The following is a 14440-nucleotide window of genomic DNA, read 5'->3' on the forward strand; positions in this document are numbered from 1 at the left end:
CCCAGCCCTGGGCCGGACCGGAGCAGCAGCCCGCGGCGCCCTCCTGGCCCACCCCGGAGACCCCCTCCCCAGCCCCTCCCGCCGGAGACCCCGTCCTACGACGACGGCGGCGCGGGAGCGCTTCCCCCGGCCACCCCCTACGGGGACCAGACCGGCTCCTACGGGGACCAGACCGGCTCCTACGGCGACCAGGGCGCGGGAGCGCTGCCCCCGGCCGTTCCGAACAGCACCCAGGGCGCCTCGGCGTTTCCGTCCGCCGGTCCCTTCGGTGACGAGGGCGCCACCCAGTACATCCCGCCCGTCGTCGACGAGGCCGCCACGCAGTACATACCCCCGGTGGGCGGCGGAGCCCTGCCGCCCGAGATCACCCCGGAGTCGCCCGGCGAGAGCACGACCGTGCTGGGCCGGGTCCCGAGGAACGCGGCCCCGGCCCCGGCGGCCCCCGGCCCGGACGCCGAGCCCACCCAGCTCATCCCGCCCGTCCCCGCGGCGGACGGCGAGCGGCAGCCGCCCGCCGAGTTCGACAACCTCTTCCGCAGCGAGGGCGGCGCCCGGCCCCAGCCCGCCGGTGCCACCCAGCAGCTGCCCCGCTTCCAGCAGCCGCAGGCACAGTCCCAGCGGCAGCAGCCCCCGTTCATCCCGCGCCGGGAGACGCACGACGAGGAGCCCCGCCGCGGCAGCGGCCGTACCGGGTCGCGGGTGCCGCTCTTCGCGGCCGTCGGCGTCGGGATCGCCGTCCTCGGCATCGGCGCGGGCGCCCTGATGGGCAGCGGCGGCGGTGACGGGGGCGACGACGACAGCAAGACGGTCGCCGCGGCGGCCTCGGCGAGCGAGTCCGCCTCCGCGTCCCCGTCGCCTTCCGTGGACCCCGTGCAGCAGCAGGCCGTCGAGCTGGACAAGCTGCTTGCGGTCAGCGGCAACAGCCGGACCATGGTGATCAACGCGGTCTCCGACGTGAAGTCGTGCACCAACCTCGGCCAGGCCGCCAAGGACCTCAGGGACGCGGCCAAGCAGCGCAACGACCTGGTGACCAAGCTGTCCGAGCTGTCCGTGGACAAGCTGCCGCAGAACGCCGAGCTGACCACGGCCCTCACCAAGGCCTGGGAGGCGTCCGCGTCGGCCGACAACCACTACGCGGCCTGGGCCGACCAGGTCGCGCAGCGCCGGGGCAAGATGTGCAAGAAGGGGCAGGCCAGGACCACCCCGCAGACCGCGGCCGGCAACCGGGAGAGCGGCACGGCCAGCACCGAGAAGAACAAGGCCGCGGGCCTGTGGAACTCCATCGCCAAGCAGTACGGCCTCACCGAGCGCACGGCGACCCAGCTCTGACCGGCCGGCCCGCGGGTCAGCGCAGCTCGGCCCGCTGAAGGGTCTTCGTCACGTCGACGAATCCCGTGCGGGCCGACACCAGCCGCCCGCCGCGGACCACCTGGAGCGTCACCTCGGCGTTGACCAGCTGCGGCAGGCCGACCGCGGCGAAGGTCTCGGAGTAATCCCAGCTCAGCTCAGGCGTGAGCCCGCCGGTGTCGATGCTCAGGCCGTTGTCGAGGGCCCGGCGCACCGAGCGGGCGGTCACCTCGCCGTCGCCGATGGACTCGATCGCGGCCCGCAGGACGGTGCAGGCGATCCAGGTCGTCTGCACTCCGGCGTCCGCGGGGTCGATGCGGTTGTCGCCGAAGGCGTGCGTGTTGATCACCTTCTTCATCCCGTCCCAGCGCTTGTCGCTCGCCACCGGGTACCAGCCGGTGATGTACGCGCCCTCGTAAGGCCCGGACTTCCCGCCGGAGGCGTTGATCACGGTCTGGTCGACGCTGCCCAGCACGGTCGCCGTGCGCACCCCGGAGTCCTCGCCGCGGCGCCGAAAGGAGTCCATGAAGGTGCTGGTGCGGTCCCCGAGCGCGGGTACCACGCAGCCGGGGCGGGCCGGGTCGGCGGAGGCGTGCTCCAGCGCCCGCTGCGACGGCGCCGCGTACTCGGTGGCGTCCTCCGCCGCCAGCACGTCCCGCACCTCGGCGTGGCCGCCCGCCGAGAGCCCCGAGTTCAGCACCGGGGCCAGTTCGTCGCCCGCGATGCTGTCGGGCCGTACCAGCGACACCGGACCGCACTTGTCGGCCAGTTCCCGGCCCAGGCCCGCCAGCAGGCTGGGCTGGCCGCCGTTGACCGGGTAGGAGAGCGGGCTGGTGAACTCGGCGGCGGTCAGGCCGTAGCCGCCGATGTAGGGGATGCCCGCGCTCTCCAGGGTGGGGAAGAAGGAGTCGGCGTGCTGGCTGTAGGAGCCGACGACGGCGACCGCGCCCTCGTCCACGGCGCGCTCGGCGCACTTCGCGGCGGCGACGCTGTCGTTGCGCTCGTTGCAGTTCAGGACGCGCAGTTCACGGCCGTTCAGCCCGCCCCTGGAGTTGATCCAGCGCGCGTACGCCAGCGCCAGGGCGGGCATGCCGGGCTTGTTGGTGGCGTCGGTGTCCTGCGGCGCCCAGGTCATCACGGTGATCGTGCCGTCGTCCCCGTCGCCCCCCGTGACACCGGGGACGACCCCGCAGCCGACGGCGAGCGACGCTCCCACGAGCAGCGCCACCGCTCTGCCCACGGTGGCTCGGACGGGGCGCGGGAACGCGCGGGAACGGGAACTGCTGATGCCATGCCTGCCGGTCATGGGCACGCACGATTCCGTCACACGGCCAACCGGAGCGTCACTGACGGTCAAGGGAAGGTGACGCGCAGGTGAATTGAGGGGGCCGGTGCGGGCGATGCGCGAAAGAACGTACGATCGATGACCGTGCAAGGCTCGGAGAACTCTTCCCGTCGTGGCCGTCGCTCCTCCACCATGGGCGGCATGCCACTGAACGACATGCCGTGGTGGCGCTGGCGCAGCAATGTGCGCTCCGCGCTGCACATGCTCTCCGACCCCGTCTTCCAGCGGGACGTCTGGCTGGCCGGCGTCGACGGCTACGGTGACGTCACCGACGCCGTCTACCGCCTGGTCGAGGACACCTGGCTGGACAACTGGTCCGCCGAGAAGTACGTCGGCACGATCTTCCGGGACTCCCAGGAGGCGGCGCTCGTCGACACCGCCGTGCTGCGGGTGCTGCGGATCATGCACCAGGTCGGCCCCGACGCCCCGGTCGCCACGTACCTGGAGAACCCGGGGTGGCCGGACGCGGTGCGCGCGGCGCGGGACGCGCACGTGCGGATGGCGACGAGCGACGGGGAGGACCCGGACGCCCCGCCGCGGACCCTGGAAGTGCTGCGGATCATGACGAGGTCCGCGTAGCGGTTCGGGTTCTGGGACGGCCGTGATCGCAGGGCCCCGACTGTGGGACCCTGTGCTGCATGAACGAGCAGTCCACCCGAGCCGCCGCCCCGAGCGACCAGTACGTCCTCACCCTGTCCTGCCCCGACAAGCAGGGCATCGTGCACGCCGTGTCGAGCTACCTCTTCATGACCGGCTGCAACATCGAGGACAGCCAGCAGTTCGGGGACCACGACACGGGTCTGTTCTTCATGCGCGTCCACTTCTCGGCGGAGGCGCCGGTGACGGTGGACAAGCTGCGGGCGAGCTTCGCGGCGATCGGTGACTCCTTCCAGATGGACTGGCAGATCAACCGGGCCGACGAGAAGATGCGCATCGTCCTGATGGTCTCCAAGTTCGGGCACTGCCTGAACGACCTGCTCTTCCGGGCGCGGATCGGGGCGCTGCCGGTGGAGATCGCGGCGGTGGTCTCCAACCACACCGACTTCGCCGAGCTGGTGGGCTCGTACAACATTCCCTTCCATCACATCCCGGTGACCAGGGACACCAAGCCGCAGGCCGAGGCGCGGCTGCTGGAGCTGGTGCGCGAGCAGGACGTCGAACTGGTCGTCCTCGCCCGCTACATGCAGGTCCTCTCGGACGACCTGTGCAAGCAGCTGAGCGGGCGGATCATCAACATCCACCACTCCTTCCTGCCGAGCTTCAAGGGCGCGAAGCCGTACCACCAGGCGCATGCGCGGGGTGTGAAGCTGATCGGGGCGACCGCGCACTACGTCACCGCGGACCTGGACGAGGGGCCGATCATCGAGCAGGAGGTCGAGCGGGTGGGCCACGATGTCACTCCGGACCAGCTCGTGGCGATCGGGCGGGATGTGGAGTGCCAGGCGCTGGCGCGGGCCGTGAAGTGGCATGCCGAGCGGAGGATTCTGCTGAACGGCCGACGTACGGTCGTGTTCGCCTAGCGGCTCGGGGGGTTCGGTTCGGGGGCGGATGCGGGTTCGTGGGGGCTGCTCGCGCAGTTCCCCGCGCCCCTGAGAGGTACCTCAAGTGGACGGACCTTCCAGCCAGCCCCTACATCCGGCTCAACGACGCCACCGAGAACAGCACGTCCCGGATCGCGTCCCGGTCGCCGTCCTGACCTGCCGCCGCCTCCTCCGGAGGCACATGCCCGGCGGCCAGGTGGCAGAACTCCACCCCGTCCAACGCCACATGCGCCACCTCGCGCGGGGCGATGCCAAGGGCGGGTGCCGGTTCCAGGGGGATCACCCACTCGCCCCCGCCCGAGCCCTCGATCTCCAGCCGCAGGCTGCGCCCCCGCGCGGGGGCGCAGAGACCCGCCTCGCGGCGCCGGGCCAGCGCGGTCGGGAGCATGCGGGCCGCGAGGTCGATCATGTCGTGCAGGTGGCGGCCGGACGGCGGCTCGTACGGATAGTCGACGGCGTCCGCGATGTCCCCCGCGTGCACCCAGCACTCGAACGCCCGGTCCAGCATCGCGTCGCGCAGTGACAGCTCGAAGTCGCCGTAGGAGACGGGCAGCGCGCCCGCCGGGCCGCCGGTGAAGGAGACCGTGCGGACCAGGTCGTGGCTCTGTTCCCGCCAGGGCCCGCGCACCGAGCGGGTGGGCGGGAAGTGCGCGGCGCCCCAGTACGCCTCCGTCCGGGACGCGGGCGTGGGCCGCTTGGCGGGGACCTCGCCGAGCGGGTCGTCGAGGCCGAGGGCGACTGCGACCAGGCCGTCGACGGTGAGCAGGTGCGCGATCACCCCGGCGACCGTCGTACGGCGGCTGGTGGCCTTGTCGGCCCGGAACCAGCGCAGCCGTACGGGCGCGTGCCACTCGGCGTCCCCGAAGTCCTGGAGCAGCGCGTCGAGCCGGGCCGTCTCCGCGTCGTACGCCGACGCCCAGCCCGGTACCGGGATGCGCGGCGGGCGGCGCTCCAGGCAGCCCTCCAGGACCCGGGTGCGCAGGGCGGGGTCCAGGTCGAGGCTCTCGGCGGGGTGCAGCAGGCCCACGGCCTCGCGCAGCCGCAGCGCCTCCTCGGCGCAGGCGCCGCACTCCCCGAGGTGCGCCTCCACGGCGAGGGACTCCTCCGGCGAGCAGGCGGCCAGCGCCCACGCGCCGAGCAGGGACTTCAGCACGGGGTGGGCCAGGACGAGCGGCTGCTGCCGGACCACTTCGGGCAGCGGCCTGCCGGTGTCCTCGACGGAGGCGCGGGGCAGCGGTATGCGCGGCGGGCCGGCGGGGCCGGGGCGCGCGCTGTCACTGCTGTCGCCGTGCTCGTACGTGGGCTCCTCGTCCTTCCCGTGCTCCTCGTCCTTCTTTCCGTGCTCCTCGTGCCCGTCGCCCCCCTCGTGGTCGTACGCCCCGGACCAGTCCGCGTCGTTCACACCGCGCCCCCGTATCCCGGCGGGGCGCCGACGTCGTGGGCGGTGGAGAGCAACTGCAGGCCCAGGCGGAGCCGGCGGCGGGCCTCGTCCTCGGTGACGCCGAGGTCGGAGGCGGTCTGGCGGTAGTCGCGGCGCTGGAAGTAGGCCAGCTCCAGGGCGGCGCGCAGCGGCGCCGGCATGGCCTGGACGATGTAGTCGGCGCGGGCGGCGACCGAGGCGCGCTGCACCTTGCGCTCCAGGTCCTCGGGGGTGCCGTGGCCGCCCCGGGCCAGCGCCGCGCTCTCGGTGTCGCGCAGGCGCTGCACGGCGAACCGGTGCGTGAGATCGGCCACCCAGGAGCGCAGGGGCCCCTGCTTGGGGTCGTAGGCGTCGGGGTGCTCCCAGACGTGGGCGAAGACCTGGCGGGTGATGGCGTCGGCGCCGCGCTCGTCGCCGAGGACGGTGTGGGCCAGGCCGTGGACCAGCGAGGCGAACCGGTCGTAGAGCTCGCCGAGGGCGGCGGCCTCGCCGCGTGCGAGACGCTGCTGCATCTTGCGGTCCCAGCGGGGCGGTGCGTCCTTCTTCGCCATCCGGTCCCCTCCTCTCCTGCCCCTCGTCCTGCGGCCCGTGCCCTGGTCAAGCCTGCTGCCACCGTGCTGTCGAATGTAGTCGGCACCTGTGACAGCGCACGCCCCTTTGTCGCAATGTGCGCCCCCTGGGAGGTCCTGGGTGGTAGTGAACCGTCGCCTACCCGGTCAACTCCTGATCGAACAAGACTGGAGACGACTGAAACAAGCCTCTTTGCGATCCTTTCTGTTTCTGGCCCGGTGTTTCAGGGCACCCCCGCTGGGCAGCCGCGCTGCAAGGAAGTTGAGGGACGGCTTCCGTTTGCGGGGTTTCCGGCGAGCGAAGGGCATGGCGGTGGCGTTCAAGGTGACCTGCGGGGAGCAGGGCGGGTGGGCCGTGCTGCGTGTGTCGGGGGAGCTGGACCTGGTGACCTCGCCGGTGCTGCGCCAGCGCGTGCACGACGAGGTGGCCGAGGGCCGCCACAGCCTCGTGCTCGATCTGTCCGAGGTGTTCTTCTGCGACTCCAGCGGGGTCGGCGTGCTGATCGCGGCCCGCCGTCTGGTGCGCTCCTGCCGGGGGCGGCTGCGGCTGATCCTGCCCGCGCACGGCGCGGTGGAGGGCTCCCACGTCAACCGGGTCCTCGGCGCCCTGGGCGTACGGCGGCTGTTCGACGTCCACCCCGACCTGGACTCCGCCACCGACGAGACCTCGGGCCCGCTGTCGGCGTAGACGGGGTGTTGCGGCGCCACGCCGGTGTCCCGAAATTCCCCCGGTCTTGGCACAACCGCCGCTTTCTCGCTCCCCGGCGGCCCCCGGCGTCGTACGCTCCGTGCCAGAAGCACCCCACGTGACGTAAAGGCGGCACGAAAAGACATGGTCAGCAGCGAGTACGAGGGCAGGATCGCCGCCCGGTTCGCCACCTTCGACCAGGACGGCAACGGCTATATCGACCGTGCCGACTTCAACGCGGCCGCCAAGGCCGTGCTGGCGGAGTTCGGCACGGCGGCCCGGTCCGACAAGGGGCAGGCGCTGTACGGCGGCGCCGAGGCGTTCTGGCAGGGCATGGCGGGCATAGCGGACCGGGACGGCGACCAGCGCATCACGCGGGACGAGTTCGTGGGCGGCGCGGTCAAGCGGCTGCGCGACAACCCCGACCGGTTCGCCGAGATCGCCCGCCCCTTCCTGCACGCGGCGCTCGCGGTCGCCGACTCGGACGGCGACGGGGCGGCCACCGTGGCCGAAACCGTGCGGGTCCTGGCCGCCCTGGGCGTGAAGGCCGACATCGCCGAGGCGGCCGCCGCCACGCTCGACGCCGACCGCGACGGGAGGGTGGAGGAGTCCGAGGTCGTGACCGCCTTCGCCCGCTACTTCACGGTCCCCGAGTAGCGCTCCCGCAGCTTGTACTTGAGCACCTTGCGCAGGGTGTCGTTGCGCGGCAGGGCGTCCACCACCTCCAGTTGCTCCGGCAGCTTGTGCACGGACAGCCCTGCCTCGCGCAGAAACGCGGTGACCTGCGCGAGGCTCAACTCCGCCGCCCCCGGCGGCTGTTCCACCACGGCGCAGACACGCTCCCCGCGCTCGTCGTCGGGCAGCCCGATCACGGCCGCGTCCGCGACCGCGGGGTGGGTGTGCAGCAGGTCCTCGATCTCCTTGGCGGAGATGTTCTCGCCCTTGCGGATGATCACGTCCTTCAGCCGCCCGGTGAGCACCAGATGCCCGGTGTCCGTGAGCCGTCCGAGGTCACCGGTGCGCAGGAACCCCTCCCCGTCGAAGGCTTCAGCCGTCTGCGCCGGGTCCAGATAACCGCGGCACACCGCCTCCCCGCGCAGCCGGACCTCCCCGTCCACGATCCGGATCTCCATGCCCTCGGGCGGCCGTCCCTCCGTGGTGGCGAGCAGTTCCGGGCCGTCGTCCGGGTCGCCCATCGTGATCATCGGCACCTCGGTCATGCCGTACCCGTGGGTGAGCTGCACGCCCATCTCCCGCACCACCGCGTGGTACAGCTCCGGAGGCTTCGGCGCCCCGCCACCCGTCAGCAGCCTGAGTGTGGGCACCACCTTCTCGCCCGGCTGCTTGCGCTGCTCGGCGAGGAACATCGAGTAGAACGCCGTCGACCCGCCCGCCAGCGTCACCCCGTGCCGCCGGTACTCCGCCAGCGCCTGCGGGAACGCGAACTGCTCGAACAGCACCGCCGGGAAGCCGTACAGCAGCAGCATCACCAGGTAGTCGGGGCCGCCTATGTGGGCGTACGGGAAGGCGATCGAGCCGACGTCGGCGGCGTTCGGGCGCAGGGCGTGGGCCAGGCAGGAGCCGCCCGCGATCAGCGAACGGTCCGTGTGAAGCACGCCCTTGGGGGCGGAGGTGGTCCCCGAGGTCCAGTAGATCCAGCGCACCGAGGTGCCCTCCTCGGGAGGGGCGGGCAGTACCGCCGGATCGCCGTCTGGGAGCCGGTCGCACGCCTCGAAGACGCCCTTCGCGCCGAGCCGTCGGGCCATGTCGGTGTGGTCGAAACCGCGCCAGGTGCCGGGGACGGCGAAGTACTCGGCCTTGGACTCGCGCAGCGCGAAGCCGACCTCGCGGTCCCGGTAGAAGGGGATGACCGGGGACTGCACGGCGCCCAGGCGGGCGAGGGCGAGGGAGAGCAGGACCGTCTCGATCCGGGTGGGCAGTTGCCAGGCGACGACCGTGCCGGGGCGGACGCCCATGGCGTACAGGCCGGCCGCCACCCGCTCGGCACGCGCGCGTACTTCGCCGAAGCTCATGGAGCGGTCCTGCTGGAGCAGGAGCGGGCGGTCCGGGGTGCGGGCGGCGCGGCGGTCCAGCAGCTCCCACAGGGTCCGGGCGGAACTCAGGTCGCGTGCGGTGTCGGTCACGGTGAAGACCCCCTTTGCTGACGATCCGTCAGATCAGGGAGAGCGTAGGGTGCCCCGCCTTGTCGGTCCAGAGGTGCGGGGCTAGCCTGAGCCCTGAGCTGACGGATCGTCAGATTGGGGGCCGGTGCATGAACCTGGCGTACACGCCCGAGGAGGAGGAGTTCCGGGCCCGCCTGCGCAAGTGGCTGGGCGAGGCGCTCCCCACCCTGCCCCCGCCGCCCGACCCGACCGACTGGCCCGGCCGGCGCGCCTACGACCTCGGCTGGCAGCGCATGCTCCACGACGCCGGGTACGCCGACGTGCACTGGGACGCCCCGCCGGGCATCCGCCTGGTCTACCTGGAGGAGACCGAACGCGCGGGCGCCCCCTACGTCGGCGCCAACTTCGTCGGACTCCTGCACGCCGGACCCACGATCGCCGCCGAGGGCACCGAGGAGCAGCGGGCGCGCTGGCTGCCGCCGATCCTGCGCGGCGAGGAGGTCTGGTGCCAGGGCTTCAGCGAGCCCGGCGCCGGTTCCGACCTCGCGTCGCTGCGCACGCGCGCGTGGCGCGACGGCGACCACTATGTGGTGAGCGGTTCCAAGATCTGGACCTCGCACGCCGAAGTCGCCGACTGGTGCGAACTGTTGGTGCGCACCGACCCCGACGCCCCCAAGCACCGCGGCATCACCTGGCTCGCCCTGCGCATGGACGCCCCGGGCGTCACCGTACGGCCGCTGCGCACGCTCGCCGGGTCCACCGAGTTCGCCGAGGTGTTCCTCGACGAGGTGCGCGTCCCGGTCGCCCACCGGGTCGGCGCGGAGAACGACGGCTGGCGGGTGACCATGGTGACCCTCTCCTTCGAGCGCGGCACCGCCTTCGCGGGCGAGGTGGTCGCCTGCCGCCGGGTGCTGCGCGAACTCGCCGCCGAGGCCCGCGCCAACGGCCGCTGGGACGATCCGGCGCTGCGGCGCGGGCTCGGCCGCCTGAACGCCGAGTTCCGCGCGCTGTGGCGGCTGATCCAGTGGAACGTGAGCGAGGCGGACGCGGGCGGCGTGCCGGGGGTGGGCGGTTCGGTTTTCAAGCTGCGGTACTCGCACGCCCGCCAGGACCTCTACGACACCGCCGCCGACGTCCTCGGCCCCGACGCCCTCGACCTCGGCCGGGGCTGGGTCCTGGACCGGCTCTCGTCGCTGTCGTACACCATCGCGGCCGGGACCTCGCAGATCCAGCGGAACATCGTGGCCGAGCGGATCCTCGGACTGCCGAAGGGGCGGTGAGTATGCGGTTCCGACTGACCGGGGAGCAGCGGGCGTTGCGGGCGGGCATGCGGGAGCTGCTTGAACGCCGGTTCGACGCGGACGCCCTGCGGGCCGCGCGGGACGCGCCGCGCCTGGACCGGGCCCTGTGGCGGGAGCTGGGGGAGGCGGGGTTCTTCGCGCTGCGGCTGCCCGAGGCGGACGGCGGGGTCGGACTGGGGCTGCCGGAGGCCGTGTTGCTGTTCGAGGAGGCGGGCCGGGCCCTGCTGCCGGGACCCCTCGTCGCCACCCATCTGGCCGCCGGTACGGTGCCGGGCGCGGCGACCGGGGAGACGGTCGTGACCGCCGTGGACGGCGCCCTGGTGGAGTGGCTGGACGAGGCGGACGTGGTGCGCGGCGCGACGGCAGGCGCTCTGCCCCTCAGGTCCGTCGACCCGCTGACGCCGCTTCACCGTCTCCGGGACGCGCCGCCCGCGCCCCCCGACCCGCTCGCCGTTCTGCTCACCGCCGCCGAGCAGCTCGGCACCGCCACGCGCGCGTGCGAACTCGCCGCGCAACACGCCCGGACCCGTGAACAGTTCGGACAGCCGGTCGGCGCCTTCCAGGCGGTCAAGCATCTCTGCGCCGACCTGCTGGTCCGCGCGGAGACGGCCCGCGCCGCCGTCTATGCCGCCGCCGTGACCGGGGACATGGCCGACATCGCCGCCGCCCGGCTGCTCGCCGACGAGGCTGCCGTACGCGGCGCCCGCGGCTGCCTCCAAGTGCACGGCGGCATGGGCTTCACCTGGGAGTGCGAGGTGCATCTGCACCTCAAACGGGCCTGGACACGGGCGCAACGTGGCGGCGGCGGAACGCAGAGTGAGGAACGGCTCGCCGCCGACCTCCTCGTGTGAACGGCGAAACGGCTGCTGGGCTGCGCGTCCGGCGCGGACGCCCGCGCGGATGTCGCGGATTGTGGCATACCGGAACTACGGAGCGTTGATATCGGGTTGTGTCCTAGGTGTGACTCGTCACGTCCTGGAGTCGGCGTTCCGCTCCGGTACCTTGTGTGAGATGCGAGTGGTTCCGAGCACGAGCCATGCCGGAGTGGCCCTTGAGGCGGCTCCGGATCCGGCGGTGCGCGCCGGTTCTCGCAGGGCGGGCGCGGTTTTCTCCCCCGCCTGTTCGACTCCCCGTCAAGTGCGTCGCACAGTATCCCGCAGGGGTAATCCTTCGCGCTGGAATATGCCCGAAGCGCTTGTTGGGGTGACTGTACGTCAACCATGCTTTCCCGTACGGGATTCACGTTCCGTGACCCTGGCTCCGGCCATTGTTCTGGTCATGCAAAAAATGGCTACGATCGTGGCCCTCGTGAGGCGCGGGGCTATGAGTCCGCCGGTTCGGATGGTGTGAGCGGTGCAGGTGCTTCAAGTGCAGCTGGAGATCCGGCCCGACCCCGCTGAGGTGGGGCGGGCCCGGCGTTGGGCCCGCTCGCGGCTCGCCGGGTCCGCGATAGGGGCCGACGAATCACTGTCGGAGACGCTGATCCTGCTCGTGTCCGAACTGGTCACCAACGCCGTGGTGCACACCGGCTGTCCAGCCGTGCTGCGGCTGTTCCTGCCCGGCGGGGCGACCGGCGCCGAATCGGTGACCGTGCGCGTGGAGGTCGCCGACGCCAGCGGGCGGGCCCCGGTGCCGCGTTGCGCGGGCGGCGGGGAAACGGGCGGGCGGGGCCTCGCCCTTGTCGACGGACTCGCCGACCGCTGGGGCTGGATGCCCGAGGGCCCCGGCAAGCGCATCTGGTGCGAACTCGACCGGTGCGCCGAGGGGCGCAGGCCCGCCGTGTCCTACGGCGGCGGCACCTTCGAAGGGCGCGCGTACGAGGCGGTGTGACGGCGCCCTGGGGTATGCGGCGGCAACCGCGGGCCGCACGCCCGTGACCCTTGCGCCGGACGCGGTGTGATGCGCCGGGGAGTGCTTCACCGTGCGCCTCTGGCAAATCGGGCATAAGTAACAAATTCCTGACCGGGTGTTGACGGCTCGTGTCCGTTTGATCACGCTTGTGGTCAGCGATTCGCCGCGAGGGGACGACGAGGGCTTCGGTGACGGAGGCCCTTGACGAGTGTGGGTCGCGTTTCGGCGCCGGCCCCCTCAGGGCCCGGGGCGGGTGCGCCGGAGTGGGATGGCGGTGCGCGCTTCCGTGCTCGGGGCGGGCAGATCGCGTACCGCCAGCCGCACTTGACAGCCTTCCCCGCCGCTCACAGAACAGCCACCGGCGCCACGGGTGCGCCTGTCGCGCCGACGAACGGCTCGGGCGTCGCCGACAACAGGAAGGTGTGGCGCCGCTCTTGTCCACAGGCTGTGGACAACTCTTCGAGATTCCAGTTCTGCCCCTGCGGCATCCCCATCTCCACCAGGTCCAGTGCGTGCACCGGCAGCCACAGGTCCTCGATCTCGGGCGGGAACACCTCGAAGGTGAGGGTGTCGTTGGCGACGGCGGCCACATCACGCGCGTGGAACCACTCCGGCGTACGGATCGACAGACCCGGCGAGGGGTAGCCGTACCCGTGCCGGTCCCCGGCCAGGAGGACCCGCATCTGCCCGGTGCGCACCAGCACGATGTCACCGGCCCGCACCCGCGTGCCCGCGAACTCCTCGGCGGCCTCCAGGTCCTCGGGCGTGACCGCGTACCCGCCCTCCAGGCGCTCCACGCCACGCGCGCGTGCCACGTCGAGCAGCACCCCGCGCGAGACGACCGCCCGCGCGGTGGACATCCCCGAGAAGGCGGCGCCGCCGTGCGCGGTCACCGAGCCGGCGGGGCGGCCGTTGTAGAGGCGGCCGGAGTGCGAGACATGCGGGAGCGCGTCCCAATGGGTGCCCGCCTGAAGGCCCATCGTCACGGCGTCGTCGCTGCACGCCACCGTCCCCGGACCGAAGATCTCCTGGTTGATCTGCACCATCGCGTGCAGCGGATTGATCCGGCCGGGGATCATCCCGGTCTGCACGCCGTCCTGGGAGAGCGGCAGCGCGAGCGGGACGCGTCTGCCACTGCGCACGCAGGCCGCCGCCCCGCGGACGACCTCGTCGGTGATGAGGTTCAGGGTGCCGATCTCGTCGTCCGCACCCCAACGGCCCCAGTTGTTCACGCGCTTGGCGACGGCGTGGAACGCGTCCGGCAGTGACATCGGTGCCTCCCCGGGGCTTGTCTCCGGCTGTCCGCCCGGACATAGAATCTAACGGTCCGTCAGAAACCGCGGGAAGGGGCCGGGCGTGGGGAACTTCTTGGCAGGCAAGGCGGTCGTGGTGACCGGCGCGGGCCGGGGCATCGGCCGGGCGGTGGCGCTGGCGGCGGCGGCCGAGGGCGCGCGGGTCGTCGTCAACGACTACGGCGTCGCGGTGGACGGCGGCTCCCCGACGAGCGAGGTCGCCGAAGCGGTCGTCAAGGAGATCGAGGCCGCCGGAGGGCAGGCCGTGGCGGTCGCCGACGACATCTCCACCATGGCGGGCGGCCAGCGGGTCGTGGACGTCGCGCTGGCCTCGTACGGGCGGCTCGACGGGGTGGTGTGCGTCGCCGGGATCCTGCGCGAGCGGATGCTGTTCAACATGACCGAGGAGGAGTGGGACCCGGTCGTCGCCACCCACCTCAAGGGCACCTTCACCGTCTTCCGGGCGGCCTCCGCGGTGATGCGGGCCCAGCGCTCCGGCACCCTCGTCGGCTTCACCAGCGGCAACCACCAGGGCTCCTACTCGCAGGCCAACTACAGCGCGGCCAAGGGCGGGATCATCTCCCTGGTGCGCAGCGCCGCGCTGGGCCTGCACAAGTACGGGGTGACCGCCAACGCGGTCGCGCCGGTCGCCCGTACGCGTATGTCGGCGAAGGTGCCCACCGAGCTGACCGAGATCGGGGAACCGGAGGACGTGGCGGCCCTCGTCGTCTACCTGCTCTCCGACCGGGCCAAGGACCAGGGCATCACCGGGCAGGTGTACACCCTCGCCGGGCCCAAGCTGGCCGTCTGGGCCCAGCCCAGGGAACTGCGCGCCGCGTACGCCGAGGGGGCTTGGACGCCGGAGCGGATCGCCGAGTTCCTGCCGGGGACGGTGGGCGTGGACCCGATGCCGCTGCTCCGGCCGCCGAACGCCTCGTAGCGCCCGTCTTTCTGCGGAGGAGA

Annotated in this window: 14 protein-coding genes; 9 read left to right on the plus strand and 5 right to left on the minus strand. The window is 72.5% G+C overall.

Going from position 1 to position 14440, the window contains the following annotated elements; genetic code table 11:
- Window positions 1-1329 (plus strand): hypothetical protein (locus tag GA0115233_RS41300; protein ID WP_093723678.1); only part of this gene is annotated, 1329 nt, incomplete at its 5' end.
- A gap of 16 nt (window positions 1330-1345) precedes the next feature.
- Here the strand turns inward: GA0115233_RS41300 and GA0115233_RS31240 are convergent.
- On the minus strand, window positions 1346-2653 hold the full coding sequence (locus GA0115233_RS31240; protein ID WP_093723679.1) for an ABC transporter substrate-binding protein: 1308 nt from the start codon (window positions 2651-2653) through the stop codon (window positions 1346-1348).
- 117 nt (window positions 2654-2770) lie between these two features.
- On the opposite strand from GA0115233_RS31240, the gene GA0115233_RS31245 reads away from it, so the two are divergent.
- Together GA0115233_RS31245 and purU are read left to right on the plus strand one after the other, a co-directional pair.
- A complete protein-coding gene (locus GA0115233_RS31245) occupies window positions 2771-3271 on the plus strand; it encodes an SCO4402 family protein (protein ID WP_093723680.1) in 501 nt (166 codons plus the stop codon).
- 59 nt (window positions 3272-3330) lie between these two features.
- Window positions 3331-4212: a formyltetrahydrofolate deformylase gene (purU, locus tag GA0115233_RS31250; protein ID WP_093723681.1), complete on the plus strand. Its 882-nt coding sequence runs from the start codon at window positions 3331-3333 to the stop codon at window positions 4210-4212.
- A gap of 109 nt (window positions 4213-4321) precedes the next feature.
- Here the strand turns inward: purU and GA0115233_RS31255 are convergent, their stop codons facing one another.
- Both GA0115233_RS31255 and GA0115233_RS31260 read right to left on the minus strand, forming a co-directional pair.
- Window positions 4322-5635: a zf-HC2 domain-containing protein gene (locus GA0115233_RS31255; protein WP_093723682.1), complete on the minus strand. Its 1314-nt coding sequence runs from the start codon at window positions 5633-5635 to the stop codon at window positions 4322-4324.
- A complete protein-coding gene (locus tag GA0115233_RS31260; RefSeq protein ID WP_093723683.1) occupies window positions 5632-6204 on the minus strand; it encodes a sigma-70 family RNA polymerase sigma factor in 573 nt (190 codons plus the stop codon). The genes GA0115233_RS31255 and GA0115233_RS31260 overlap by 4 nt, the downstream gene beginning before the upstream one ends.
- 325 nt (window positions 6205-6529) lie before the next feature.
- Here GA0115233_RS31260 and GA0115233_RS31265 point away from each other — a divergent pair, with 325 nt between their 5' ends.
- Together GA0115233_RS31265 and GA0115233_RS31270 are read left to right on the plus strand one after the other, a co-directional pair.
- On the plus strand, window positions 6530-6910 hold the full coding sequence (locus GA0115233_RS31265) for an STAS domain-containing protein (RefSeq protein WP_093723684.1): 381 nt from the start codon (window positions 6530-6532) through the stop codon (window positions 6908-6910).
- Between the two features lie 144 nt (window positions 6911-7054).
- Window positions 7055-7567, plus strand: coding sequence for an EF-hand domain-containing protein (locus GA0115233_RS31270; RefSeq protein WP_093723685.1), 513 nt, complete (start codon window positions 7055-7057; stop codon window positions 7565-7567).
- Here the strand turns inward: GA0115233_RS31270 and GA0115233_RS31275 are convergent.
- A complete protein-coding gene (locus GA0115233_RS31275) occupies window positions 7546-9054 on the minus strand; it encodes a class I adenylate-forming enzyme family protein (RefSeq protein WP_093723686.1) in 1509 nt (502 codons plus the stop codon). The two genes, GA0115233_RS31270 and GA0115233_RS31275, sit on opposite strands and share 22 nt — an antisense overlap.
- A 128-nt stretch (window positions 9055-9182) precedes the next feature.
- Here GA0115233_RS31275 and GA0115233_RS31280 point away from each other — a divergent pair, with 128 nt between their 5' ends.
- The 3 genes from GA0115233_RS31280 to GA0115233_RS31295 all read left to right on the plus strand — a co-directional run bounded on the left by GA0115233_RS31280 (window position 9183) and on the right by GA0115233_RS31295 (window position 12164).
- On the plus strand, window positions 9183-10313 hold the full coding sequence (locus GA0115233_RS31280; RefSeq protein WP_093723687.1) for an acyl-CoA dehydrogenase family protein: 1131 nt from the start codon (window positions 9183-9185) through the stop codon (window positions 10311-10313).
- A gap of 2 nt (window positions 10314-10315) precedes the next feature.
- Window positions 10316-11185: an acyl-CoA dehydrogenase family protein gene (locus GA0115233_RS31285; RefSeq protein WP_093723688.1), complete on the plus strand. Its 870-nt coding sequence runs from the start codon at window positions 10316-10318 to the stop codon at window positions 11183-11185.
- Between the two features lie 517 nt (window positions 11186-11702).
- Window positions 11703-12164, plus strand: a complete 462-nt coding sequence (locus GA0115233_RS31295) for an ATP-binding protein (RefSeq protein ID WP_176712014.1) — start codon at window positions 11703-11705, stop codon at window positions 12162-12164.
- A 365-nt stretch (window positions 12165-12529) separates the two neighbouring features.
- Here GA0115233_RS31295 and GA0115233_RS31300 read toward each other — a convergent pair whose 3' ends face one another.
- Window positions 12530-13456 (minus strand): cyclase family protein, encoded by a 927-nt coding sequence (locus GA0115233_RS31300; RefSeq protein ID WP_093723690.1) that lies wholly within the window; start codon window positions 13454-13456, stop codon window positions 12530-12532.
- A gap of 85 nt (window positions 13457-13541) precedes the next feature.
- On the opposite strand from GA0115233_RS31300, the gene GA0115233_RS31305 reads away from it, so the two are divergent.
- A complete protein-coding gene (locus GA0115233_RS31305; RefSeq protein ID WP_093723691.1) occupies window positions 13542-14417 on the plus strand; it encodes an SDR family NAD(P)-dependent oxidoreductase in 876 nt (291 codons plus the stop codon).
- Window positions 14418-14440: the final 23 nt, after the last annotated feature.

The organism is Streptomyces sp. DI166 (genome assembly GCF_900091315.1).
Lineage (GTDB): Bacteria > Actinomycetota > Actinomycetes > Streptomycetales > Streptomycetaceae > Streptomyces > Streptomyces fuscus.